The sequence below is a fragment of the Nocardia sp. NPDC050717 genome (genome assembly GCF_040654275.1).
In the GTDB taxonomy this organism is placed as follows: Bacteria; Actinomycetota; Actinomycetes; order Mycobacteriales; family Mycobacteriaceae; genus Nocardia.
In genome coordinates this window covers 245,170-270,581 of record NZ_JBFAHR010000006.1, presented here as the reverse complement: position 1 = coordinate 270,581, position 25,412 = coordinate 245,170, and the positions used below count along the sequence as shown (strand labels likewise).

The window sequence follows — 25,412 nt, the reverse complement described above, 5'->3', positions numbered from 1 at the left end:
AGCTGATCCTTTCGCTAGAGCATCGATACAGTCAGATTCCACTAGAGTCGCGGTCTAGTCAAGTAGGATGCAGAGCATGACAGGGAGAAACACCGGCGTCCGGGCGGCCAAGACCACCGCCAACCGGGCCAAGATGCTGGCCGCGGCGCGGGAACTGTTCATCACCCGCGGCTACACGTCGACCACGATGAAGGCCATCGCCGAGCAGGCGGGCATGGCGGTGCAGACGCTGTACTTCACCTTCGCCACCAAGCGCGCCATCCTGTCCGAACTCCTCGATGTCGAGATCGCCGGCGACACCGAACCGGTCGCCACCATGGACCGTCCCTGGTTCGCGGCGGCGCTGGCGGCCCCGCCCCGAGAGCAGATCCGCGCGCAAGTCGCCGCGGCGGCAACGATTTACGGCCGCGTCGGCATGCTGCTCGAGGTGATCCGCTCGGCCGCCGCGACCGAACCGGAACTCGCCGAGCTCTGGGAGACCAACATCGCGCAGCGTCACCTGGTCCAGCTCCGCCTCGCCGAGGCGCTCGCCGCCAAGTCGCCACTGCGCGGCGGCATCGACGCCGTCCGCGCCGCCGACATCGCGCTCGCCGTCCTCGCCCCCGAGACCTACCGGCTCCTCGTCCACGAGCGCGGCTGGCCGGCGGACGACTGGGCGGCCTGGGCGACTGACGCGCTCATCCTGCAATTGCTCCCGTCGGGTGATTCCGGCGCCGGCGCTGTGGATTCGGGGCGAGTCCGATGAGCGTGCTGGTCCTGGGCGGGTATGGAGCGGTGGGCAGCCACCTGGTGAGTTTGCTACGCGCGCAGGAAGTTCCGGTGATCACTGCCGGACGCGACCCGGCGCGGGCGGACCGCGTGGTCGACCTCACCGCACCGAACCGCGTCGGCGACGCGCTCACCGGCGTGTCGACGGTGGTGAATTGCGCGGGCACCGAAGACATCCGGCTCGCCGAGGCGTGCGCCGAACGGGGGATCGTCTTCGTCGAGATCTCGGCGACCAGCGAATACGTGCAGGCGCTGGAGGGTGTCGACGGGCCGGTGGTGCTCGGGGTCGGATTGGCGCCCGGCCTGACCACCCTGTTCGCCGCCGATCTGCTCGCGCAAGGTCACGGCCCGGTCGACATCATGATCGGGCTCGGTTCCGGCGAACACCACGGCGCCGCGGCCACGGCCTGGACCTACCGGCTGCTCGGGCAGCGTTTCGCCGACCCCGACGGCACCACGGTCCGCAATTTCACCGCACCCGCCCGCTTCGCGATCCCCGAAGAGGCCGCTTACCCGCTGTTTCCCGCCCTGCGCGCCGACTTCGCCGATCAGCACCGGCTCACCCGCGAATTCTCGGTCCCCGTCCGCAGCTACCTGCGCATGGACTCCCGCCTGGCCACCGCCGGCTTGGCCGCGCTCACCTGGGCGCCCGCGCTCCGGGTGCTGGCGCCACGGCACATGCCGGGCGGTGACCGCTGGGTCGTGCTGGCCCGCGCAGCCGACGGGCAGACCCGCTCGGCCACCGGCCGCGGTCAGTCCCTAGCCACCGCAGCGGTCGCCGCCGCCGTGGTCCTGGAACCGGCACACCGCGAAACCACCGCGCCGACCTGGATCCACCAGCTACTCGAGGTCGGGCCGCTACGTCGCGATCTGGCAGCGCGGGGAATCATCGATCAGCAGCGGTGATTCCGCTGATCGTTCGCCGTCAGTGAACGGGGACGCCCGGCAGGAACAAACGACCGGACCCGTGGGTTGAGTCAGCAAAGCTCAACTTTGGAAGGGTCGTTATGACTACAGCTCAGAACCTGCCGGTGCTGTTCCTGACCGATCCGATCGTGCTGCCGGGCATGGTCGTGCCCATCGAACTGGACGAGTCCGCGCAGGCCGCCATCGACGCCGCGCAGGCCGGGAAAACCGGTGCTGTGCTGGTCGCGCCCCGGCTCGACGAGGGCTACGCCTCCTACGGCGTCGTGGCCACGATCGAGCAGGTCGGGCGGATGCGCGGTGGTGCGCCCGCCGCCGTCCTGAAGGCCGAACGCAGGGCGCGGATCGGGCACGGAGTCACCGGGCCTGGTGCCGCGCTGTGGGTCGAGGCCGAACCGGTCGAGGACGCCGCCCCCGACGAGCGCACCACCGAACTGGCCGCCGAGTACAAGAAGCTGGTCGTCGCGGTGCTGCAGCGGCGCGAGGCCTGGCAGATCATCGACATCGTCAACCAGCTGGACAACCCGGAGGCGATCGCCGACACGGCGGGCTACGCGCCGTACCTGTCCAACGACCAGAAGCGCGAACTGCTCGAGACCCCGGATGTCACCGCCCGGCTGACCAAGCAGATCGAGTGGATCACCGACCACATCGCCGAGGTCGAGGTCACCGACAAGATCTCCGAAGACGTCCGCGAGGGCATGGAGAAGAGTCAGCGCGAATTCCTGCTGCGTCAGCAGCTCAACGCCATCCGCAAGGAACTCGGCGAGGACGAACCCGACGGCGCCGACGACTACCGCACCCGCGTGGAGAACGCCGACCTGCCCGAGCACGTGCGCGCCGAGGCGCTGCGCGAGGTCGGCAGGCTGGAGCGGGCCAGCGATCAGAGCCCGGAATCGGGTTGGATCCGCACCTGGCTCGACACCGTGCTCGACCTGCCGTGGACGGTGAAAACCGAAGACAGCAGCGATGTCTCGGCCGCCCGCGCCGTCCTCGACGCCGATCACCACGGCCTGGACGAGGTCAAGGACCGCATGGTCGAGTACCTGGCGGTGCGCGCCCGGCGCGCCGCGCGCGGCCTCGAGGTCGTCGGCGGACGTGGCTCCGGTGCCGTGATGGTGCTCGTCGGTCCGCCCGGTGTGGGTAAGACCTCGCTGGGCGAGTCGGTGGCGAAGGCGTTGGGCCGCAAGTTCGTTCGCGTCGCGCTCGGCGGCGTGCGCGACGAGGCCGAGATCCGTGGCCACCGGCGCACCTACGTCGGCGCGCTGCCCGGCCGGATCGTGCGCGCGGTCAAGGAGGCGGGATCGATGAATCCCGTTGTACTGCTGGACGAGATCGACAAGGTCGGCTCCGACTTCCGCGGCGATCCGGCGGCGGCGCTGCTCGAGGTCCTCGACCCCGCGCAGAACCACACCTTCCGCGACCACTACCTGGATCTGGACCTCGACCTGTCGAACGTCCTGTTCATCGCGACCGCCAACGTCATGGACACCATCCCCGGCCCGCTGCTGGACCGCATGGAGCTCATCACCGTCGACGGCTACACCGAGGCCGACAAGGTGGCCATCGCCCGCGATTTCCTGGTGCCACGGCAGCTGGAACGCAACGCGCTGACCACCGAGGAGGTGTCGATCACCGACGCGGCCCTGCGCGAGATCGCGGCGAACTACACTCGCGAGGCCGGCGTGCGCCAGATGGAGCGACTGGTCGCGAAGGCCCTGCGCAAGGCGGCGACCAGGCTCGTCACCGGTGGTTCCGAGGAGCCGAGCACGCTCGGCTACGAGCCGGAACTGGGCTACGACAACGTCATCGACATCGAGTCGGGCCCGCAGCCCGCGGGTCAGCTCGCGAGCCTCGTCGTCGACGTCGACAACCTGACCGACTACCTCGGCCGTCCCCGCTTCACCCCGGACTCGGTGGAACGCACCGCGGTCCCCGGTGTGGCCACGGGTCTGGCGGTCACCGGCGCGGGCGGCGATGTGCTCTACATCGAGGCCAACGCCGCCGAGGGCGAGCGGGCGCTGACCCTGACCGGTCAGCTGGGCGATGTCATGAAGGAATCCGCGCAGATCGCGCTGACCTACGTGCGCTCGCACCTCGAGGAGATCGGCATCGAGCCGAAGGTCCTCGACCGCAACATCCACATCCACTTCCCGGCGGGCGCGGTGCCCAAGGACGGGCCTTCGGCCGGCGTCACCATGGTGACCGCCCTGGTGTCGCTGGCGCTGGGCAGGCAGGTGCGCGGTGATGTCGGCATGACCGGTGAGGTCACGCTGAACGGCCGGGTGCTGCCGATCGGTGGCGTGAAGCAGAAGCTGCTCGCCGCCCAGCGCGCCGGACTGAAGACGGTGTTCATCCCGGCCCGCAACGAGGCGGACCTCGACGAGGTGCCCGCCGAGGTGCTGGCCGCGCTGGACGTGCGACCGGTCGCCGACGTGGCCGACATCCTGGCCTACGCCATCGAACCGATCGCCGAACCGGCGGCCGACGGCTCCTTCGCCGTCAGCGCCTGAGTGGAACGAGAACGGGCCGTGCGCGAACTTCGCGCCCGGCCCGTTTCGTTCACCTGCTGACGGTCGGTGGCAGCGCTTCCTCCCGCGCGGGCGTAACGATCGCGAGCTGGTCGGTGACGAAATCGTCCTGGTCGTCCTGCTCGTCGTCGAACTCGGTGTCGTCGGCGTCGGCCTCGGCGGCCGCCCGCTCGAGGTCCTTCTCGACGCGCCGCGTGGTGCCCTGTGCGACCGCGCACAGGACCGGCTCCTCGCCTTCGATCTCGGCGTAGACGTCGCAGTGCGTCACCGCCTGGCGGCGGGTGGCGCCGAGCACGGTGGCGTGGATGCGCAGCCGCTCGCCCTGGGCGGGGCGCAGATAGGTGATGGTGAAGCCGCCGGTGAGGACGTTGGGACCGAGGACGGTGCCCGCGGCGAAGGTGAGCGCGTTGTCGGCCGCGTAGGCGAGCACACCACCGTGGACGAAACCGAACTGCTGGCCGTGTTCGGGCTGAATCTCGATGACCAGGGTCGCCCCGCCCTCGCCGAACTCGGTGAGTTCGGTGCCGACGAGGCGCGCGAACGGCTGGGCGGCGAGAACCTGGCGGGCCAGGTCGAGGTCCAGGGTGGTGGCTTCGGTCGGCATCGGGTGTTCCGTTCTTCGAGCTCTGTCGTGACATCGGTTGGCGCGCTACGGATATTGCCATCCGGGGGTTACGCCGAGCACCCCAGTGCCGACCACCGCCGCCGTGGCATCCGTGCGTTGTCGGTGCGGTGCGGTAATACTGCAACCGTGCCCCAGTGGCTCCTGCATGTCGATCTCGACCAGTTCCAGGCGGCGGTGGAATTCCGGCGCCGCCCCGAGCTGCGCGGTCAGCCGGTCATCGTCGGCGGCGAGGGCGACCCGGAGCAGCCGCGCAAGGTGGTGACCTGCGCCTCCTATCCGGCGCGTGCGTTCGGGGTGCGGGCCGGGATGCCGTTGAAGATGGCGGCGCGAAAATGCCCGGACGGCGTCTTCCTTCCCGTCGACATGGCGGCCTACGAACAGGCCTCCGAGGAGATCATGGCGACCCTGGGCCGGGTCGCGGGCGACGTGGAGGTGTGGGGCATGGACGAGGCCTTCGTCGCCACCGACGACGACCCGTGGCGGCTCGCCACCGAGGTCCGCCGCGCCGTCGTCGAGCTCGGCCTCACCTGTTCGGTCGGCATCGGCGACAACAAGCTGACCGCGAAGCTCGCCACCGGCTTCGCCAAGAGCACCGGAAAGATTTCCGCCGAACCCGAGCACGATCCAGGCGCAGCTACCGGGATCTTCGAACTCACCGCGGCCAATTGGGTCGAGCTCATGGGACACCGCCCCACCGACGCGCTCTGGGGTGTGGGCGCCCGCATCGCCAAGCGCATGGCCGAGCTCGGTATCACCACCGTCGCCGAGCTCATGGCCGCCGACCGGCAGCGCCTCGCCGCCGAGTTCGGGCCGAACACGGGCCCCTATCTTCGGGTCCTCGGCCACGGCAAAGGCGATACCGAGCTCACGACTTCGCCGCGAATCCCGATCGGCCGGAGCAAGTCCGAGACGTTTCCGCAGGATTTGACCGACCCCGAGGAGATCCGTCGCGAGGTCGCACGTATCGCCACCGCGGTCGCCGAGGAAATGCGCGAGCACCATCGGATCAGCGTCAGGGTGTCGGTCACGGTCCGCACGAAGACCTTCTATACCCGTAGCAAGCAGCGGAAACTCCCCGAACCGACCGACGACGTCCCCACCATCGTCGACACCGCCCTGGCCGTCATCGACCGCTTCGACCTCGACCGCCCCGTCCGCCTCCTCGGCGTCCGCCTCGAACTCCTCCCCCTGGACACCTGATCACCACGCCGTGGTGGCGGCATCGCCCGAGAACCCGCCGCCACCAGCGCGTGGTGATCGCTTGTCCAGCACAGGAGGGGGTGGGTGGCTCGTATGCTCGGGGCCATGGATTACTCCGCGATGGTGGCCCGTGAGTCCGATGGTGGGATCTCGCTCGCTCGGGAGCAGGTCGGTGACGACTTCCTCGGTACCGGCGAAGTGACGATCAAGGTGCATTACTCGAGCGCCAATTACAAAGACCTGCTCGCGATCACTCCGCGCGGCGGCGTCGTTCGCGAATACCCGATCGTGCCGGGCATCGACATCACCGGCGAGGTCGTCGCCTCGGAGACCGAGGATTTCGCCCCCGGTGACCAGGTCGTCGCGCACGGTTACGAACTCGGCGTCTCGCGCAACGGCGGCTTCGCCGAATACGCCAAGGTACCCGCCGAATGGGTGGTTCGCCTCGACGGCCTCGACACGCGCGACGCGGCGACCATCGGCACCGCCGGTTTCACCGCGGCGATGAGCGTGCGCGCCCTGCTCGACAACGGCCTGACCCCGGACGACGGCGCGGTGCTCGTCACCGGCGCGACCGGCGGTGTCGGCACCATCGCGATCGACATCCTCTCCGGCCTCGGCTTCGAGGTCATCGCCTCCACCGGCAAGACCGACGCGGGCGACCTGCTCGCCGAGATCGGCGCCAACGAGGTCATCGGCCGTCTCCCGCTCGACCCGGACGCCAAGCCCCGCCCGCTGAACAAGGCCCTGTGGGCCTCGGCCGTCGACAGCGTCGGCGGCGCCTCCCTCGCCCATGTGCTGAGCTCCATCGGCTACGGCGGCGCCGTCGCGGCCAGCGGCCTCACCGGCGGCGCCGAACTCCCCGCCACCGTCCTGCCGTTCATTCTGCGCGGGGTGAGCCTGCTCGGCATCGACTCGGTGTTCCTGCCGATCGAGAAGCGCCGCGCGATCTGGTCTTCGCTCGGCAAAGAGCTTCGCCCCCAGCATCTCTCGACGATCGAGTCGTTCGCCCCGATCACCGAGGTCGAGCAGGTCCTGCGCTCGATCAAGGACGGCACCCACTCGGGCCGCACGGTGATCGGCGTCGCCGGCGAGTTCTGATCGGCAAGGGCGGGCCTACTTCGCCGGAAACGACGCCGGAAACAGCTCGTCGGTGGGTCTGCGCAGGTAGTCGCGTTCGGAGTAGGCCGCGCGCATCCGGTCGAACAGCGCTTGCGCGCGGCGGGTCATCGCGGGCAGGTCGATGCCGGGAATCGCCCCGTCCCGCACGGTGATTCGCCCGGCGACCATGGCGAAGTCCGTCGCGCGGCCGGTGCTGTTCATACACAGGGTGCGGACCGGGTCGTCGAGCACGCCGTCGCGGTGGTCGTCGAGGCGGAAGGCGACCAGGTCCGCGGTCGCCCCGACCGCGAGCCTGCCCAGGTCGGGGCGGCGTAGCGCGTCCGCGCCGCCGAGGGTGGCTGCTGTCAGGTAGTCGGCGTAGGTGGCCCCGTCGAGACGGTGGGTGAGCACCTTGGCGATGGTGACGCCGATGTCCATGCCGCGCACCAGATCCGGCGGGAACGAATCGGTGCCGAGCGCGATCCGCACACCGGCCGCGCGGTAGCGGGCGAAGGTGTCCAACGCGGCGGCATGCCGGGCCGAGGTGAGCGGGCAGTGCACGATCGCGGCCCCCGAGGCGGCCAGTGTGCCGAGGTCGACGTCGGTATCGGCGTCGACCAGGGGGTGCGCGTCGAGGTAGATGGCGTGCGGAATCAGAAGGTCGGGTCCGAGCAGGCCGGTGCGCGCCAGTACTTCCAGCGGTGGGGCACCGAAGCGTTCCAGAATGAACCGGCGCTCGAGCAGACCTTGGAGTGCGTGCAGCCGCACGAGCACGCCGGTCTTCGCGGCGAGTTCGGCGGTGCGCCGCATCAGCTCCTCGGACAGCGTCTCGATCCGGCAGGGCAGCAGCGCGCCGTGCACGAGATCGGATTCCTGCTCGGCGGCCCAGGCGAGAAACCTCGCCGCGTCGTCGAAGCCGGCGCGGCCCGATTCCTCGTGCCAATAGACGGATCGCGTGCCGTCGGCATCGACCACGTTCACGCCGGACCGATACGCGGGCCCGAGATACACCCGCAGCCCGAGGCGCCGCGCCGCCTCGGCCATCGCGACGGCGTCGTCGAAGGTCTCGGCCCAGTCGCTGTGCACTTCCGACGCGATCGGCATCGCCGTGGTCACTCCGTGCAGCAGCAACTGCGCGAAGCTGTACTCGCGGATGAACGCCCGCTCCTCGGCGTCGAAGACCGCCCGCCGCCGATGCGTGGCATAGTCGCGAGACCACTGCAGTCCGAGGCCCAACTCGCGCGACTGCCACGAATCCAGGATCGTGTGGTCGATGTCGGCGAGTGCGTCGAGGTCGATGAGCCCGGGTAGCACCAGGACGTTGCCGAGTTCGAGCACCTCGTCGACGGTTTCCGCGCCCCGAGGCCCGACGGCCACGATGCGCGAACCCGCCACCACCACTTCGGCATCGGTGAGCAGCACATGCCCCGCACCGTCATACGCCAGCACGTGCCGTGCGCGAATACCGCGTCGCACCGTCAGTTCCCTTCCCTGCCGAAACGTCCCGGGATCTCGAAACCCTCGATCGCCGTGTCGACGGAAACCACGGCGCCCCGGTGGATGACGGTGCGCGCGGCAGGCCGGTCCATCACGGCGGCGGCCGGGCTCACCGCGTCGACGAGGAAGAACTCCGCCGGATCACCGATGGCGAAGCCGGGATGCGGATCGACCAGGTCGAGCGGGCGCAGGCTCCGGTCGAGCACGCTCGCCCCGCCCCAGGTGGCCACGGCGAGAGCGTGTTCCACGTGCTGATCCGAGCCGTATCCGTTGACGAACGCGAGTTGCCAGGCACGGTCGAGCATGTCGCCGTTGCCGTACGGCGACCAATAATCCCGCTGACCGTCCATTCCGACACCGACCCGGACGCCCGCGGCCGCCAGGTCGAGCAGCGGCAGTGCCCAGCCCTGCGCGCCCGCCGCGTGCGTCAGCGCGATGTCGTGTTCCGCGAGTTGCTCGATGGCCGTCGGCACCCCGGGCAGGCCACTGGCCAGGCACCGCGCGTGCGAGACGGTGACCCGTCCGGTCATCCCGAGCGCCCGCACCCGTTCCACGATCAGCGACAATGTGAACAGCCCCAGCTCACCCGCCTCGTGCAGGTGGATGTCGACGCCCGCCTGATGCTTCTCGGCCAGGCCGAAGACCGCGTCGAGGTGCCGGACCGGATCGCGGTCGAGTTCGCACGGATCCATTCCGCCGACCAGATCGGCCCCGGCCGTGAGCGCCGCGTCCATGAGGTCGACGACACCGGGTTCGAGCAGGATGCCCACCTGGGGGAAGGCCACGATCTCCACATCGCAGACGTCGGCATAGCGCTCACGTGCCGCGAGTTCGCCTTCGAGTTTGGCCAAGCCGGTGTCGGCGTCCACCTGCGCGTGGCTGCGAATCCTGGTGGCGCCGTTGGCCACCGCGACGGCGAGCGTGAACGACGCGCGCTCGGCCACCGAGCGTTCGGCGCTTCGCCAGTGTGCCCGGTCGTTCATGATCCGGCCCCACCGGCCCGGCTCCCCCGTCTGCGCCCGGAACGGCAGCCCGAGCCGACTGGAGTCCAGGTGCAGGTGCACGTCGGACAGGGCGGGCAGGATGAGCCTGCCCGCGCCGTCGACCCGCGCCGCCGCCGTCGTCATCGAGGTGCCGGTGGCGGTCACCGCGGCGACCGTCCCGTCCTCGATGAGCACGTCCACCGGATCGGCGCCCCATGGCCGCACGGCGGTGATCAGCAGCGAATCACCCATGGATTCAGTCCTTTCCGAAGCTCGCCGCGTCGACGGTGATCATGCCGTCCGCGCGGGGCTTCCAGCGCAGCGCCGGATCGACGGCGTAGCTCGCGTCGGGGGTGTAGAGGCCGATCAGCAGCGCCTTGGTGTCGTTGAGGGTGAACAGCTCGCGATACACGTCGATCCTGGCCTGCCCGGCGACGGTCCTGGTCTCGGCGACCAGCGCCTGCGTCTCCGGCAGCATGGCGTAGTCGTTCCACTGTCCGCCGAACATCGAGGCGATCGGCGCGTCGCCGTCCATGGTCGACGGCGCGTAGGTGTTGAGGTAGATGCCGGCGGCGGACTTCTTGGTGTAGATCATCTGCGAGAGGCTGTTCTGATCGGTGCCCTGCAGGGTGATGGTGATGCCGACCTCGGCCAGGTTGGCCTGGATCGACTGGGCGATCTCCGAACTCAGCGGAATGCGCCCGTTCGTCGCGTACTGGAACGGGATCGGCGTCCCGCGGTAGCCCGCGGCCGCCAGCAATTGCTTCGCCTTCGCGGTATCACGCACCGGCGCGGGGTACTTCGGGTCGAACCCGCCGACGTTCTGGGCGACCAGCTGATTGGCGACCGTCGCCCGGCCCGCCAGCAGGGTCTGCACGATGCCCTCGCGATCGATCGAGAGCGCGATCGCCTCGCGCACCCGCTGATCGGCCAGCGGTCCCGCGGTGGCGTTCATGCCGAGGAAGGTGACACCGTTGGAGACCCTGGATTCGATGCGCAGTCCCTTGGATCCCTCGACGGCCGCGACCTGATTCGGCGCGACGAGCGCGATGTCGAGGCTGCCGGACTGGACGCCGTTGAGCCGGGCGTCGGCGTCGGCCACCGTCTTGAAGGTGACCGCCTCGACCGAAGCCTCCTCGGCCCAGTAGTCCGGATTGCGCTTGACCGCGTATTCGACGCCGCGCGTGTAGTGGTCGAAGACGAACGGCCCGGAACCGACGGGTGCGGCGGCGAACCCCGCCGAACCGAGCGTGGTGTACACCGATTCCGGCACGATCGAGACACCGGTGGTGATGGTCGGCCACGCGGAGAACGGGGCGTTGAGGCTGAACACCACGGTGTTGCCGGGCCCGACCGCGGCGGAGTCGAACATCTCCATGTACGTGGCCGGATCGCCGGTCGGCGTGGCCTTGATCTTGTTGTAGGTGAAGGCGACGTCGGCGGGCTTCAGCGGGTCGCCGTTGTGGAACTTCACGTCGTCGCGGATCGTGAACGTCCACTGGGTGAAGTCGGCGTTGTGCTCCCACTTCGTCGCCAGTTTCGGTCCGATCACCCCTTCGCTGTCGAAGCGGGCGAGCTGGTCGAAGATCGCGAAATAGTAGTTGTAGCCGGCCAGCGAGCCGTCGCTGATCGGGTCGGGCACGTCGGTGGGTTCGGTGACCGCGCCGACCACGAGGGTCGACTGTGACGCGGTATCGGAACCCGCGGGCGCACAGGCGCTCAGGGTGAGAGTGGCGACAGCGACGGCGGCGAGCCCTGTCGCCAGGCCGCGGGTGATCGGTTTCATCGGTTTCCTTTCGGCGGGCCCGCGAGCGGACGCAGGCAGGCCACGACATGGTCGGTGCGGCCCTGTGGTTCGAGTTCCGGTACGCGCGTGGCGCATTCGGCGGTGGCGAGGGGACATCTGGTGCGGAAGGTGCAGCCGCTCGGCGGGTTCGTGGCATCGGGGAGTTCGCCTCGCACCAGCGCCGAGGTGTCGCGGCGGCGTCGATGGGGGTCCGGTATCGGGGCCGAGGCGATCAGGGCCCGGGTGTACGGATGGCCAGGGCTGGTGAACACGTCTTCGGTCGCGCCGATCTCGACCAGCTTTCCCAGGTGCATCACCGCGATCCGGTCCGACAGGTGGCGCACCACCGACAGGTCGTGGGCGATGAACAGATACGACAGCCCCAGTTCCTCCTGCAGGTCCTGCAGCAGATTGATGACCTGGGCCTGCACCGAGGCGTCCAGCGCCGAGACCGGCTCGTCGAGCACGAGCACCTCCGGTCCCGGCGCGAGCGCCCTGGCGATGCCGAGTCGCTGTCGCTGTCCGCCGGAGAACTCGGCGGGCTTGCGCGCCAACGCGTCCCGGCCCAGTCCCACCTGCTCGAGCATTTCCACCACACGTTCGGGCCGGTACCCGCCCGCGATGCGCAGTGGTTCGGCGACGATGTCGTGCGCGGTCATCCGCGGGTCGAGCGAGGAATACGGGTCCTGGAAGACCAGCTGGACCCGGTTGCGCAGGGCGCGCCGGGCTTGTGGGCGCAGGGTCGCCAGGTCGTGACCGAGGATCCGGACCGAGCCCGCGCTGGGTTTGTTGATCCCGAAGAGGGTGCGGACGAGCGTCGACTTGCCGCCCCCTGACTCGCCGACCAGGCCGAAGGTCTCCCCACGGCGGACCGCGAAACTCACACCGTCGAGCGCGCGGAGCCTGCTGGTGCCGAGGAGCCCCCGCCTGCTGGTGAAGCTCACCTCCAGCCCGTCGACCCGGATGACGTCCTCCACCGGTTCATCGATCGTCGTCATGCGGAGCGTTCCTGTTCGATCGGCGCGGCCTCGACGGAGGGCGGGCAGGCGACGGCGTGCCCGGTAGTCGACCACGCGAGAGCGGGTGCGCTGGTGTCACATTCGGCGTTCTTGCCGGCGAATTCGCACCGGGGCGCGAAGCCGCACCCGGCCGGGCGCAGACTCGGCGACGGCGGCGAGCCGGGGATGGCATAGGCGCGCGCGGACCCGGACTGCCCGAGCAGGCTGCGTTGCAGCCCACGGGTGTACGGGTGGGTGGCGTCGTCGAATATCTGCCACACGGTGCCGGTTTCGACGACGCGGCCCGCGTACATGATCGCCACCCGATCGGCGTATTGCGCGACCAGTCCCAGATCGTGGGTGATCAGGATCATCGCTGCACCGCTGCGGGCGTGTGCCTGCGCCAGCACCTCCATGAGCTGCGCCTGTACGGTCACGTCGAGGGCGGTGGTCGGCTCGTCGGCGATGAGGACGGCCGGATCGTTGGCCATGGCCATGGCGATCACCGCGCGCTGACGCATACCACCCGACCACTGGTGCGGATACGCGCGGGCACGCTCCGCGGGCTGGGGAATGCCAACGGCGGCAAGCAGTTCGACGACCCGTTGCGCGCGAGTCCTGGCGTCGAGCCGTTGATGGACGGCCAGCGCGCGTCCGATCTGCACGCCGACCCGGCGCACCGGATTGAGCGTCGTCATCGGATCCTGGAAGATCATGCCGAGTTCGGCGCCGCGCAGTCGCCGCAGGGTCTCGTCGTCGGCGCCGACGAGTTCGGCGCCCCGGAAACGCACACTGCCCGAGAAGATCTCCAGCGGTGGGGGCAGCAATCCGAGCACCGCGAGGACGGTGACCGACTTACCCGAGCCGGATTCGCCGACGAGGCACAGCACTTCGCCCTCCGCCAGACTCAGGCTCACCGAGTCGACGAGCACGACCCGCTCCCCCGCCGCCGTCTCGTAGCCGACGGTGAGATCGCTGATCTCCAACAGGGTGCTCATCTGGCCAGCTCCTTCACGAGAGCGCCCCGACCGGCGCGCGGCGCCCGCCGCACCCGGCGCAGGCCCTTGCCCTCGTCGGTGAATCGCCGACTGGTGAGCAGGGTTCCGCCGATCACCAGCAGCAGGGCGATGGCGGGGACGATGGTCAGATACGGTGCTTGGCGCAGATACTTCTGGCCGTCGGTGATCATCAAGCCCCAGCTCGGCGTCGGCGGTTGCACGCCGAGCCCGAGATAATCGAACGACGAGATCATGATCAGCACGTTGCCCAGATCTGCGGTCGCCAGGATGAAGACCGGCGCGGTGACATGGCCGACCACGTGCTTGCGCATCACCCAGGCGGCGCGCGCGCCGAGCAGCTTGGGCGCGATCACGAAATCCCGGCCGGACAGGCCGAGCGCCACCGAGCGGGCCACCCGCGCGTAGCCGACCCAGAAGGTGACACCGAGGATCGTGGCCATGAGCGCGGTGCTCGGGCCGCGAATGGCCGAGACCGCCATGATCACCAGCGTCATCGGAACCGCGAGCTGAACATCGGCGACACCCATCAGCACGTTGTCGGTGACGCCGCGGAAATACCCCGACACCGTGCCGATGGCCATGCCGATGAACGCGTTGACCAGCACGATCACCAGCACCAGGCCGAGTGTGATCCGCCCGGCCAGCGCCAGTCTGCTCGCCAGGTCCCGCCCGAGCGAATCGGTGCCGAGTGGGTGGCTTCCGTCGGTGAACGGCCGCGCGAACGCGGAGGCGAGCTGCTGCGCGTACGGGTCGTAGCCGGGAAGAAGCGGATACAGCAGGGAGAACAGGACGACAGCCAGGATCATCGTGACGCCCGCGGCGGTGGCGAGATCGCGGGGACGGGTCATCGGACCCTCGCCCTCGGGTCGATGACGCCGTAGAGGACGTCGATACCGAAATTGACCACCACGAAGATCGTCGCGATCACCACCAGTCCCGCCTGGACCACCGGAAAGTCGCGATTGAACACCGCGTCGAGCATCAGCTGGCCCAAACCGGGCCAGGCGAAGACATTTTCGACGATCACAAGCCCACCGAGCAAGGTGCCCAGCGTGATTCCGGAGATCGTGAGCACCGGCAGCAAGGCATTGGGCAGCACATCGCGCAGCAGCACCGACGACCGGCGCTCCCCCCGCGCGTACGCGGTGCGCACGTAGTCCTGCGCGCTCTCCGCGATCAGGGAGTTGTCGAGCAGGCGGGTGTAGACGACGAACTGGGCCGTCGCGATGGTCACCGCCGGCATCACGATCGCCAGCGGATCGGCGCCGGCGAGTGACGGCAGCCAGCCCAGCGTCACCGAGAACACCAGGACCAGCAGCAATCCGAACAGGAAGTCCGGCACCGCGAGCCGGACCGCCCCGACCCCGAGCGCGACCCCGCGCAGCGACCAGCGACCGGCGAGGTGGATCGCGAGCACGACGGCGAAGGCGAGCGCGAGCCCGATCGCGAAGCCGGCGACACCCAGTTGCAGGGAAGCGGGCAATCGCTGCAGGACCAGCGACATCGACGACGTGCCGGTCTGCTGGTACGAGTCCCCGAAGTCGCCGGACAGGATGCCGGCCAGGTAGTCGAGGTATTGCGTCAGGGGCGGCCTGTCGAAACCGAGCTCGTGGTCGAGTGCCGCGATATCGGCCTCGCTGGCGGTTTCGGGCAGCATCGACGCGGCCGGACTGCCGGTCAGCCGCCCGAGCAGAAATGCCAGCGAGATGACGGCGAAGACGGTGATCACCGCCTGGGTGAAGCGGCGGAGCAGATAGCGGGTCAACTCGCATCCTCTCTGTGGCCGATGGAATCGGTATACAGAATTGGAGCCGGGTGTATCCCCGTTGTGTTCCGTACGTTTCGGTCCGGTGAATGATCCGGAGGAACCTAAAAGGTATATCTTTCAAGGTCAATGGCGTATCTGATAACCATTGCCGGGGCGGTGCGGTTTCCCTTCGGCGGAAGGTCGATGTGCGGGGAGAATATAAACAGTCGACCGAAATGATGTTCGTAGACTAGCTCCGTGGCCCGAGACCAACGTCGCCCGGCGGACGCCGTGGACGACACCTCCCAGACCCGGCGCATCTACGACGAACTCCGGCGCAACATCATCACCGGGGTGTACCGGGAAGGCGAGAAGTTACCGGAGGCTCGCGTCGCCGCGATGCTCGGCAGCTCGCGGCTGCCGGTGCGCGAAGCCCTCGCGCTGCTCGAATTCGACGGGATCGTCAGCGCCCTGCCCCGGCGCAGCGCGGTGGTGCGGTCGTGGGACCGCACCGCGGTCGAGGAACTCTTCGATGTGCGGATCGGTCTCGAGCCGCTGGCCGCGCGCCTGGCCGCCGCCCGGATCAGGCAGGGTCACGACAGCGCGCCGCTGCGCGCCGCGCTGCGAGAAGCGCAGGCGGCCACCGACTCCCGTGACCCGCTGCGGATCGCGGAGACGAACGCGCGCCTGCACGGCGCGATCGTCGAACTGTCCGGCAACAGCTTGCTCAGCCAGCTGATGCGCACCATCCTGGCGCGCATGGCCTGGCTGTTCTTCCTCACCGCCGAGCGCGACACCGAGGAACAGCGCGACGAACACCGCCACCTCATCGAGGCGATCTCCTCCGGCGACGAGCGGCTGGCCGAATACGCGATGCTCAGCCACACCGAGGCGGGCCGGGCGCCGACCCTGGCGATCGTCACCGCGCTGCGGCACGCCGACCCGGCCGGATAGCCGGGTCGGCGTCGTCCGTCTCAGGCGGCGGTCGGGACCGGGTCGTCGGCGAACTGGGTGCGGTAGAGCTCGGCGTAGCGGCCGTCGGCGTTGAGCAGGTCGGCGTGCGTGCCGCGCTCCACGATGCGGCCCTGTTCGAGGACGATGATCTGATCGGCCGCGCGGATGGTGGAGAGCCGGTGCGCGATCACCAGCGCGGTGCGGCCGTGCAGCGCCTCGGTGAGCGCCTCCTGGACCGCCGCCTCCGAGGTCGAGTCCAGCGAGGCGGTGGCCTCGTCGAGGATCACCACGCGCGGCTGCTTGAGCAGCAGGCGCGCGATGGTCAGCCGCTGCCGCTCGCCACCGGAGAGCCGGTAGCCGCGTTCGCCGACCACGGTGTCGAGGCCGTCGGAGAGCGAGGCGACCAGCTCGCGCAGGCGCGCCCGTTCCAGCGCGTCCCACAGTTCGTCCTCGGTGGCCTCCGGCCTGGCGAGCAGCAGATTCGCGCGGATCGTGTCGTGGAACAGGTGCCCGTCCTGGGTGACAAGGCCGACGGTGCGCTGGATCGACTCGGTGGTCAGCTCGCGCACATCGGCGCCGTTGAGCCGGACCGCGCCGGAGTCGACGTCGTAGAGTCGCGAAACCAATTGGGCGATGGTCGATTTACCCGCACCGGAGGAACCGACGAGGGCTACGAGCTGGCCGGGCTCGGCCCGCAGCGACACCTCGTGCAGCACCTCCACGCCGCCGCGGCTGTCCAGCGTCGCGACGTCTTCCAGTGAGGCGAGGGAGACCTTGTCGGCGGAGGGGTAGCCGAAGTTCACCGCGTCGAGTTCCACCGCCACCGGGCCGTCGGGGACCGCCGTCGCGTCGGGCGCGTCCTCGATCAGCGGCTTCAGGTCGAGCACCTCGAACACCCGCTCGAAGCTCACCAGCGCCGACATGATCTCCAGCCGCGCGCTGGCCAGCGCGGTGAGCGGGGTGTAGAGCCTGGTCAGCAGCAGCGACAGGGCGACGACCGAACCGGCGTCGAGGCTGCCGCGCAGCGCGTACCAGCCGCCGAGGCCGTAGACCAGCGCGAGCGCCAGCGCGGAGACCAGGGTGAGCGAGGTGACGAAGGTGGTCTGCAGCATGGCCGTGCGCACGCCGATGTCGCGAACCCGGGTGGCGCGCACCGCGAACTCCGCGGACTCCTGCTTCGGCCTGCCGAACAGCTTCACCAGGGTGGCGCCGGGCGCGGAGAAGCGCTCGGTCATCTGGGTGCTCATCGCGGCGTTGAGTTGCGCGGCCTCGCGCTGCATGGCGGCCAGGCGGTTGCCCGCGCGACGCGCCGGAATCACGAAGACCGGCAGCAGGACGAGCGCGAGCAGGGTGATCTGCCAGGAGATGCTGAGCATCACCGCGAGGGTGAGCACCAGGGTGACGATGTTGGTCACCACGCCGGACAGGGTGTCGCTGAACGCCCGCTGCGCCCCGATCACATCGCTGTTCAGCCTGCTCACCAGCGCGCCGGTCCTGGTGCGGGTGAAGAACGCGACCGGCATCTTCTGCACGTGGTCGAACACGGCGGTGCGCAGGTCGAGGATGAGGCCCTCGCCGATCCGGGCGGACAGCCAGCGGATCACGATGCCGAGGCCCGCGTCGAGGATCGCCAGGCCCGCGATGGCGAGGGCGAGCAGCACGACCGTGCGCGGCGCCGAGCCTGCCACGATGTCGTTGACGACCCGGCCCGCGAGCACCGGCGTCGCCACGCCGAGCACCGCGGCCACCACGCTGAGCAGCAGGAACCCCGAGATCCGGCGCCAGTGGGCTTCGGCGAAGCGCACGATCCGACGCGCGGTGGACAGGCTGAAGGGCCGCTGCTCCTCCGGCGCGTTCGCCCGCCGGTACATCTGGCTGTAGGCCACCGATTCGATACTCACTGCCGCACTCCTCTTCGCTCCCCACCCATCGAACTCCTGGCCACCGACACTAAAACCTCAACAAAGGTTGATCGCAAATACTTTCCGGTGACCACCGGTTAAGCGGACAGCGAAACCACATCGGGAATTTCGGCGACCGGGCCGAATAGGCTGGTCCGGTGGACGACAACCGGAGTGCGGAGCTGGTGGCCGATGCCCTGCGGGCCCGGGTCTCCTGCGTGGTCGACGCGTCGGTCCGGCGCCGGGCTGAGTACTCCTCGGACGCCTCCAACTATCGCGTCCGGCCCGCGGTCGTCGCGTTCCCGCGCGAGGATTCCGATGTCGCGGCGACGGTGACCTTCGCGCGGGAGAACGGCCTGGCCGTGACCGCGCGCGGTGGCGGCACCTCGGTGGCAGGCAATGCGGTCGGCCCCGGCATCGTCCTCGACTTCAGCAGGCACATGCGCGCCGTACGGGCGGTCGACGCGCAGGCGCGCACGGCGGTGGTCCAGCCTGGTGTCGTGCTGTCGGACCTGCAACGACAGCTGCGACCATCGGGTCTGCGCTTCGGGCCTGACCCGTCCACCCAGGACCGCTGCACGCTGGGCGGGATGATCGGCAACAACGCCTGCGGCCCGCACGCGCTGGCCTGGGGACGAACCTCCGACACGGTGCGGTCGCTGCGCGTCGTCGACGGGACAGGTACCGAGCGCCTGCTCGGCACCGATCTCGCCGCCGTGCCGGGGCTGGCCGGATTCACCACCGCCAATCTCGCGGTCTTGCGCACCGAACTCGGCAGATTCGATCGGCAGGCCTCCGGGTACGGATTGGAACATCTACTGCCGGAACGTGGTTCGTCGATCGCCCGGGCGTTCGTCGGCACGGAAGGCACCTGCGGACTGCTGCTCGACGCCGAGGTCGAGCTCACGCCGTTGCCGGGGGCCACCGTGCTGACCGTGCTCGGATATCCCGATATCGCCACGGCGGCTGACGATGTCGCCGCGGTGACGCGGTGCGCGCCGATCGCCGTCGAGGGCATCGACGCCGGACTGGTCGACCGTGTGCGCGCGCATCGCGGGACGGTGCCGGAGCTGCCGCGTGGGCGCGGTTGGCTTTTCGTCGAAACCGCGGGCGACAGCGCTGCCGAAGCCTTGGCGACCGCCGAGCGGCTGTGCCGGGAAGCCGGTGCCGACGACCACTTGATCGTCACCGATCCCGTTGCCACCGCGGCACTCTGGCGAATCCGCGCCGACGGAGCGGGGTTGGCCGGACGGACGCCGCAGGGTCAGCCGGCGTGGCCGGGCTGGGAGGATGCCGCCGTTCCGCCCGAACGTCTCGGCGCCTATCTGCGTGAATTCGACGCGCTCACCGACGAATACGGTGTCGACGGACTGCTCTACGGCCACATCGGCGACGGCTGCATCCATGTGCGCCTGGATCTCCCGATCGCCGACGCGCCCCGCCGCTTCCGCTCGTTCCTCTTCGACGCCGCCGAACTCGTTGTGCGCCACGGTGGCTCGCTGTCCGGTGAACACGGCGACGGCAGGGCGCGATCCGAGCTGCTCGAGGTGATGTACTCCCCCGCCGCCCTGGCCGCCTTCGCCGGCTTCAAATCCCTGTTCGATCCCGACGACATCCTCAATCCCGGGGTGCTGGTCGCACCGAATCCGGTGGACACCGATCTCCGGGTGGCGGGACTGCGGCCGCTGCCCACCGCCCGTGGGTTCGCGCTCGCGGACGACGCCGGCGATCTGTCCACAGCTGTGCACAGATGTGTAGGAATCGGCAAGTGCCGCGCGGACACTCGCGCGGCGGGCGGCTTCATGTGCCCCTCGTACCTGGCCACAGCCGACGAGAAGGACACCACCCGCGGCCGTGCTCGCGTGTTGCAGGAGGTGGTGCGCGGCGAACTCGATTGGCGCGCACCGGCGGTGGCGGAGTCCCTCGACCTGTGCCTGTCCTGCAAGGCCTGCGCCTCGGACTGCCCGGCGGGCGTCGACATGGCGACCTACAAATCCGAGGCACTGCACCGCCGCTACCGAGGCCGTATCCGCCCGGTGGACCACTACCTGCTCGGCCAACTCCCCCGCTGGCTAGCTGTCGCCCAACGATTTCCCCGCCTGGCCAACGCCCTCGCCGCCCGCCCCACCCTCCGCAAACCCGCCATGCGCGCCGCGGGTATCGACCCTCGCCGCGAAGCCCCCACCCTCGCCCCGACCCCGTTCCGCCGCATCTGGCACGACCTCGGCGGCAACGCCCGCCCCGAACCAACAGCCTGCGCCCTGTCCGAATCCCCCCACCATCACCTGCTCCCATCCGCCGCCGCGGCAGCACCACCGAAACCACCGCCCACAATCCGCCCGCAGCCATCCGAGCCCACCGCCACTGCCGAGACCGCCGCCGCAACCACACCTGTCGAGGCAGTTGACACGGCATCGGCTGCTACCGAAACCGGCTGCGCGCATACCGCTGCTGCCGGGAGCGGCGACGCGACATCGGCTACCGACAGCGGCGCCTCGAAATCTGCCGCTGGTGGGACTGCGGTGGGGAGGTCGGCCGCTGGTGTGCCCGAGGCGGGGAGGTCGGCCGCCGTCGAATCGGCGGCGAGCGAGCCGGAGACCGGTGCCGGTGATGTGATGCTCTGGGTCGACTCGTTCACCGATACGTTCGACCCCGCGAACGCGCTGGCGACGGTGCTGCTGATCGAACAGTTCGGGTATCGGGTCCGGATTCCGGAGCGGCGCGTCTGCTGCGGCCTGACCTGGATCACCACCGGTCAGCTGGACGGTGCGCGCAAGCGGCTGCGCGCGACGCTGGACGCGGTGGCCGACCACGCCGCGGCGGGCGGGGTGATCATCGGCCTTGAACCGTCCTGCACCGCCGCGCTCCGGGCCGACCTCCCCGAACTGCTCCCGGACGATCCCCGGGCCGCCAAGGTGGCCGCGTCGATGCGCACGCTCGCCGAATTCCTGCTCGACCAGCCCGGCTGGCGGCCACCGCGCCGCACGGGGGAGACGGTGGTCGTGCAGCCGCACTGTCATCAGCACGCGGTCGGCGGGTTCGCGGCCGAACGTGAACTGCTGGCCGCCATGGGCGTCACAGTGGCGGAACTGGCCGGGTGCTGCGGGCTGGCGGGCAACTTCGGCATGCAGCGCGGCCACTACGAGGTCTCGGTCGCGGTAGCGGAGAACGCCCTGCTCCCGGCCCTGCGCGCGGCACCGCAGGGCGCGACCTTCCTCGCCGACGGCTTCTCCTGCCGCACCCAGGCCGCCCAGCTGGCCGGCACCCCGGGCATCGCCCTGGCGACGTACCTGCTCGGCGCGCACCGATCCGCGCAGGGATAGAAGGTCAGCGCACCTGCGTCAGCCCGGCGCATGCACCGGTCGTTGGAATGCCCGCCGGCACGCGACCGGGAGATGGCCCGGTCGCTGGAGTGCCAACCACGTGCCCGTGCTGAGTGGATCGCGCGCGGTTCTCAGCTGCCGTGCGGCAAGGTCCCCGGCGCGAGCTGGTATCCCGAGCTGCCTGCCGACCCGCTTCCCCACGCCGCCAGCAGCCAGTTGATTGCGTTCGTGATCATCGGTGAACCTCCCGCGTCGAGCCCGGATGCCGGCTGTTTGCCGACATCACCGATATCGCCGCCCACGTGGCGAATATTACGAATGCGCATCGGGGGCCCGGCGGTGGCGCAGAATGAGCGGGTGCGCGAACAGACCCTGGATGCCCACTCGGCCACGGCCGGGCTGTCCAGGACGGTTCGTTCGAGCAGGCCGTTCGACGTCGGGCTGACGATCATCCCGCTGCGGCGCGGCGGCGGCGATCCGTGCCACCACATCGACCGAGACGGCGCCCACTGGCACGCCTCGCGGATGCCGAGTGGCGTGGTCACCTACCGGCTCGTCCAGGACGGTCGCGACGGTGCCCGCGCCGACGCGTGGGGTCCCGGGGCCGCGGAATTCCTCGACGGACTCGACCGGATGCTGTGCCTCGAGGAAGACCTCGACGACTTCACGCCCGAGCATCCCAAGCTGGTCGAAGCCCATCGCGTGGTGCCCGGCCTGCGGATGCTGCGGACCGGGCTGGTGTTCGAATCGCTGGTGCCCGCCATCCTCGAGCAGAAGGTGCAGACCAAGTCCTCGTTCGCCGCGTACCGCGCGCTGGTCCGCGAGTTCGGGTCGAAGGCACCGGGGCCTGCCCCGGCAGGCCTGATGGTCGCCCCGGACGCCGAGACCTGGCGCCGCATCCCGTCCTGGAAGTACCACAGGGCCAATGTCGGGCCGCAGCGCGCGCAGACGATCGTGCGCGCGGCGCGGGTGGCCGACGCGATCGAGCGCACCGCGTCCGTCGCGCCCGAGGAGGCCGCGCGCCGGCTGCGCAGCCTGCCCGGCATCGGTGTCTGGACGGTTGCCGAGACCGCGCAGCGCGCCTTCGGCGACGCCGACGCCCTCTCGGTGGGCGACTACCACCTCGCCGCGACGGTGGGCTGGAGCCTGCTCGGCCATCCGATCGACGACGACGCGATGGTCGAGTACCTGGAACCGCTACGCCCACACCGCTATCGGGCGGTGCGGCTGCTCGCGCTGAGCGGCCAGGCGCACAAACCGAAGTTCGGTCCGCGCACCCCGATCACCGATCACCGCCACCGCTAACGCAGGGCACGCTGCTCGAGGACGCAGTGTCCGGCGTCGACGAGGGTGGTGCGGGCCCGCCTGCGCACCCGGCACTCGTCCACCGTGCAGTCGAGGTGCAATTGCATTGCGGCATGGGCCTGTTCGGCGTCCATCGGCCCCGGATCGGTACCGCAACCGAGTAGTGCAGCGGCAATATGCATGTTCACATCGCTCAATTGCATGCGCCAAGCAGAGCACGCAATCCCGCGGCTATCGGGGAGTACACGCCGATTCCGAGCTTTGGCGCCGAATTCCCAGCACAACATCCACGGGGGAGTGCAGGATTCCCCAGAGTGGACGAAATCGACCGCCAGACCGGGGCTGAGAGCGCTGGCAGGTTGCGACACAGGAGGAGTGGGGCTGTGGCAGCGAACGCATCGATCGGAACCGGCGGGCAGGCGGGAGTCTCCTCGACCCTGCCGCGCCGTCAATTGGGCCGCTACCTCCGGGATTGGCGCACGCAGGCCGGGATGACCATCGCCGAGGCGGCCAAGCTCATGGAGTGGGGAGCGAGCACCCTGCAGCGCCTGGAGAAGGGGCACGCCGACCGTATCCGCACCATCGACATCCAGGAACTGTGCCGGATCTACGGCATCCCGGAAGCGACGGCGGAAGGGCTCACCGGTCTCGCGCAGCAGGCAGCGGTCAAGAGCTGGTGGCACGCGTACGGCGATCTGATTCCCGAAAACTTCGACATATACCTGGGTTTGGAGGTATCGGCGCAACGGCTCCGGCCCTATCAGTCCGAACTCGTCCTCGGTCTGCTGCAAACCGCCGAATACACGCGCGCATTGAATCAGCTGGCGTATCCCCGGGATTCGGACGACGAAATCGATCGGCGGGTCGCGCTGCGCCTGCAGCGGCAGGCGCTGATCACCCGCAAGCAATCGCCCGCCGAGATCGATGTCGTTCTGCACGAATCGGTATTGCATCGGCTCGTCGGTAATGCGAAGGTGATGGCTGCGCAGTTGCGACACCTTGCCGACACGAGTACCCGAAGCAATGTGACACTGCGTATCCTGCCGTTTGCCGCCGGTGTTCCACTCGGTGTCTCCACCGGACCTTTCACGGTTCTCGAGTTCGGCGCCGACAGCAAAGGGCAACCGGTCGAACCGCCGGTGGTGTACGCCGAAGGCTTCACCGGCGATCTCTACCTGGAACGACGCGCTGATGTCAGCAGGTACGACCGGGCTCACGAGTGCCTCCAGCGTCATGCGCTGGATATTCAACCGAGCAGAGACCTGCTGCGGCGGGTCGCGAAGGAGTATGTGGCATGAGTTTCGATCTCGTCGACGCGCACTGGTTCAAGAGCACCCGCAGCGGTGCCGACAAGGACTGCGTCGAAGTCGCGTTCCTCTACGGCGGGCGCGTCGGGGTGCGCGACAGCAAGAACCCGGCCGGACCGGCGTTGGTCTTCGACGGGCCCAGCTGGGACGCGTTCACCGCCGGTATCGACAGCGGCGCGTTCGCCTGCGCGCTGGGCGCCCGGTGAACAGCAAGCGCGCCATCGACACCACCGGCGCCACCTGGCTGCGCGCGGGCGCCGCGGGGGCGGGCAGCAGCGTCGAAGTGGCCATGCTCGACGACGGCTATGTGGCCCTGCGCGACGGCAAGAATCCCGAAGGACCGGTGCTGATCTTCACCCCGAGTGAATGGTCGGCCTTCACCGCGGGCGTGCACGACGGCGAGTTCGATCGCCCTTGATCACGTTTGGATCAAGGTCCCACCGGGTAACCCGGGTACATGGACCGAGGGTTGAAGAAAATGCCACCCCGGTACCGGAGGCTGGCGCCTGAGGACGGTGTGGAGCGCCTGATCGTGATACTGCTTTTCGTGGTGTCCGCGGCAGGTATCTACGTGCTCACCGGCTCGTTTCTCGGCGCGCTGTTCATCGGATTACTGGTCGGATCAGTCGCGGTAGGGACTGTAGCTGTGTTGTAGTGGCGGTCGCTGCGGGGCCTCGTGCCCCGCAGTGTTTCCGCTCACCGCCGGAACAGTTTGTTGCCCAGCCACACAATGGGATCGTATTTACGGTCAACGACCCGTTCCTTCAACGGAATGAGCGCGTTGTCGGTGATCTTGATGTGTTCCGGGCAGACCTCGGTGCAGCATTTGGTGATATTGCAGTAGCTCAGACCCGCTTCCTCCTGGGCCATTTCGCGCCGGTCGGCGGTGTCGAGCGGATGCATCTCCAGCTCGGCGACGCGCATCAGGTAGCGCGGCCCGGCGAAGGCCTGCTTGTTGTCCTCGTGGTCGCGGACCACGTGGCACGTGTTCTGGCACAGGAAGCACTCGATGCACTTGCGGAACTCCTGGGAGCGCTCCACATCGACCTGCTTCATCCGGTACGCGCCCGGTTCGAGTCCCGCCGGCGGCGTGAAAGACGGGATCTCCCTGGCCTTCTCGTAGTTGAACGAGACATCGGTGACGAGGTCCTTGATGATCGGGAAGGTGCGCATCGGCGTCACCGTGATCACCTCGTCGGGCGTGAAGGTCGACATCCGCGTCATGCACAGCAGCCGCGGCCTGCCGTTCACCTCCGCCGAGCACGAACCGCATTTGCCCGCTTTGCAATTCCAGCGCACCGCGAGATCGGGCGCCTGGGTGGCCTGCAGACGGTGGATGATGTCGAGCACCACCTCGCCCTCGTTCACCAGCACCGTGAAGTCCTCGAGACCACCGCCGTCGATGTCGCCGCGCCAGACCCGGAACCGGGCGTCGTATCCCAT

The 25,412-nt window shown here is 69.3% G+C and carries 21 protein-coding genes and 1 pseudogene; 12 read left to right on the top strand and 10 right to left on the bottom strand.

Annotated features, from left to right (window positions below; genetic code table 11):
* Window positions 1-76: 76 nt before the first annotated feature.
* From AB0H56_RS15480 to lon, 3 genes are all read left to right on the top strand, one after another.
* Window positions 77-745 carry a helix-turn-helix domain-containing protein gene (locus tag AB0H56_RS15480; protein ID WP_357162742.1) on the top strand — a complete coding sequence of 223 codons (669 nt, stop codon included), beginning with the start codon at window positions 77-79 and terminating at the stop codon, window positions 743-745.
* Window positions 742-1,674 (top strand): NAD-dependent epimerase/dehydratase family protein, encoded by a 933-nt coding sequence (locus AB0H56_RS15475; RefSeq protein WP_357162739.1) that lies wholly within the window; start codon window positions 742-744, stop codon window positions 1,672-1,674. The genes AB0H56_RS15480 and AB0H56_RS15475 overlap by 4 nt, the downstream gene beginning before the upstream one ends.
* Before the next feature lie 101 nt (window positions 1,675-1,775).
* Window positions 1,776-4,205, top strand: coding sequence for an endopeptidase La (gene lon / locus AB0H56_RS15470; protein ID WP_357162736.1), 2,430 nt, complete (start codon window positions 1,776-1,778; stop codon window positions 4,203-4,205).
* 214 nt (window positions 4,206-4,419) lie between these two features.
* Here lon and AB0H56_RS15465 read toward each other — a convergent pair.
* A pseudogene (locus AB0H56_RS15465) lies at window positions 4,420-4,827 on the bottom strand (PaaI family thioesterase); the annotation flags it as partial.
* 147 nt (window positions 4,828-4,974) lie between these two features.
* On the opposite strand from AB0H56_RS15465, the gene AB0H56_RS15460 reads away from it, so the two are divergent.
* The gene (locus AB0H56_RS15460) at window positions 4,975-6,048 is read left to right on the top strand and encodes a DNA polymerase IV (RefSeq protein ID WP_357162733.1); all 1,074 of its coding nucleotides are present in this window, start codon (window positions 4,975-4,977) and stop codon (window positions 6,046-6,048) included.
* 105 nt (window positions 6,049-6,153) lie between these two features.
* On the top strand, window positions 6,154-7,149 hold the full coding sequence (locus AB0H56_RS15455; RefSeq protein WP_357162730.1) for an acryloyl-CoA reductase: 996 nt from the start codon (window positions 6,154-6,156) through the stop codon (window positions 7,147-7,149).
* A 15-nt stretch (window positions 7,150-7,164) separates the two neighbouring features.
* Here AB0H56_RS15455 and AB0H56_RS15450 read toward each other — a convergent pair whose 3' ends face one another.
* The 7 genes from AB0H56_RS15450 to AB0H56_RS15420 are packed head-to-tail and all read right to left on the bottom strand — an operon-like array spanning window position 7,165 to window position 15,197.
* Window positions 7,165-8,625 (bottom strand): chlorohydrolase family protein, encoded by a 1,461-nt coding sequence (locus AB0H56_RS15450; RefSeq protein WP_357162727.1) that lies wholly within the window; start codon window positions 8,623-8,625, stop codon window positions 7,165-7,167.
* Window positions 8,626-8,627: 2 nt separating this feature from the next.
* Entirely contained in the window at window positions 8,628-9,881 is a 1,254-nt protein-coding gene (locus tag AB0H56_RS15445; protein WP_357162724.1) for an amidohydrolase family protein, read from the bottom strand.
* A gap of 4 nt (window positions 9,882-9,885) precedes the next feature.
* Window positions 9,886-11,415, bottom strand: coding sequence for an ABC transporter substrate-binding protein (locus AB0H56_RS15440; protein ID WP_357162721.1), 1,530 nt, complete (start codon window positions 11,413-11,415; stop codon window positions 9,886-9,888).
* Window positions 11,412-12,413, bottom strand: a complete 1,002-nt coding sequence (locus AB0H56_RS15435; RefSeq protein WP_357162718.1) for an oligopeptide/dipeptide ABC transporter ATP-binding protein — start codon at window positions 12,411-12,413, stop codon at window positions 11,412-11,414. The genes AB0H56_RS15440 and AB0H56_RS15435 overlap by 4 nt, the downstream gene beginning before the upstream one ends.
* Window positions 12,410-13,411, bottom strand: a complete 1,002-nt coding sequence (locus tag AB0H56_RS15430) for an ABC transporter ATP-binding protein (RefSeq protein WP_357162715.1) — start codon at window positions 13,409-13,411, stop codon at window positions 12,410-12,412. Before AB0H56_RS15430 ends, AB0H56_RS15435 begins: the two co-directional genes overlap by 4 nt.
* Window positions 13,408-14,280: an ABC transporter permease gene (locus AB0H56_RS15425; RefSeq protein WP_357162712.1), complete on the bottom strand. Its 873-nt coding sequence runs from the start codon at window positions 14,278-14,280 to the stop codon at window positions 13,408-13,410. Before AB0H56_RS15425 ends, AB0H56_RS15430 begins: the two co-directional genes overlap by 4 nt.
* Window positions 14,277-15,197: an ABC transporter permease gene (locus AB0H56_RS15420; RefSeq protein ID WP_357162709.1), complete on the bottom strand. Its 921-nt coding sequence runs from the start codon at window positions 15,195-15,197 to the stop codon at window positions 14,277-14,279. Before AB0H56_RS15420 ends, AB0H56_RS15425 begins: the two co-directional genes overlap by 4 nt.
* A 240-nt stretch (window positions 15,198-15,437) precedes the next feature.
* Between AB0H56_RS15420 and AB0H56_RS15415 the strand changes: the two genes are divergently transcribed.
* Window positions 15,438-16,133, top strand: a complete 696-nt coding sequence (locus AB0H56_RS15415; RefSeq protein WP_357162706.1) for a GntR family transcriptional regulator — start codon at window positions 15,438-15,440, stop codon at window positions 16,131-16,133.
* A 20-nt stretch (window positions 16,134-16,153) separates the two neighbouring features.
* On the opposite strand, the gene AB0H56_RS15410 is transcribed toward AB0H56_RS15415, so the two are convergent.
* Complete coding sequence (locus AB0H56_RS15410) at window positions 16,154-18,034, bottom strand: ABC transporter ATP-binding protein (RefSeq protein WP_357162703.1); 1,881 nt, start codon at window positions 18,032-18,034, stop codon at window positions 16,154-16,156.
* Window positions 18,035-18,192: 158 nt separating this feature from the next.
* Here AB0H56_RS15410 and AB0H56_RS15405 point away from each other — a divergent pair, with 158 nt between their 5' ends.
* The 6 genes from AB0H56_RS15405 to AB0H56_RS15380 all read left to right on the top strand — a co-directional run bounded on the left by AB0H56_RS15405 (window position 18,193) and on the right by AB0H56_RS15380 (window position 24,624).
* Entirely contained in the window at window positions 18,193-21,357 is a 3,165-nt protein-coding gene (locus AB0H56_RS15405) for an FAD-binding and (Fe-S)-binding domain-containing protein (RefSeq protein ID WP_357162700.1), read from the top strand.
* Window positions 21,358-21,714: 357 nt separating this feature from the next.
* Window positions 21,715-22,662, top strand: coding sequence for a DNA-3-methyladenine glycosylase 2 family protein (locus AB0H56_RS15400; protein WP_357162697.1), 948 nt, complete (start codon window positions 21,715-21,717; stop codon window positions 22,660-22,662).
* A gap of 383 nt (window positions 22,663-23,045) precedes the next feature.
* Window positions 23,046-23,960, top strand: a complete 915-nt coding sequence (locus AB0H56_RS15395) for a helix-turn-helix transcriptional regulator (RefSeq protein WP_357162694.1) — start codon at window positions 23,046-23,048, stop codon at window positions 23,958-23,960.
* A complete protein-coding gene (locus AB0H56_RS15390) occupies window positions 23,957-24,175 on the top strand; it encodes a DUF397 domain-containing protein (protein ID WP_232995861.1) in 219 nt (72 codons plus the stop codon). The genes AB0H56_RS15395 and AB0H56_RS15390 overlap by 4 nt, the downstream gene beginning before the upstream one ends.
* Window positions 24,172-24,387 carry a DUF397 domain-containing protein gene (locus AB0H56_RS15385; protein ID WP_357162691.1) on the top strand — a complete coding sequence of 72 codons (216 nt, stop codon included), beginning with the start codon at window positions 24,172-24,174 and terminating at the stop codon, window positions 24,385-24,387. Before AB0H56_RS15390 ends, AB0H56_RS15385 begins: the two co-directional genes overlap by 4 nt.
* A 99-nt stretch (window positions 24,388-24,486) precedes the next feature.
* The gene (locus AB0H56_RS15380) at window positions 24,487-24,624 is read left to right on the top strand and encodes a hypothetical protein (protein WP_357162688.1); all 138 of its coding nucleotides are present in this window, start codon (window positions 24,487-24,489) and stop codon (window positions 24,622-24,624) included.
* 41 nt (window positions 24,625-24,665) lie between these two features.
* Here AB0H56_RS15380 and AB0H56_RS15375 read toward each other — a convergent pair whose 3' ends face one another.
* Window positions 24,666-25,412, bottom strand: a complete 747-nt coding sequence (locus tag AB0H56_RS15375; RefSeq protein WP_357162685.1) for a succinate dehydrogenase/fumarate reductase iron-sulfur subunit — start codon at window positions 25,410-25,412, stop codon at window positions 24,666-24,668.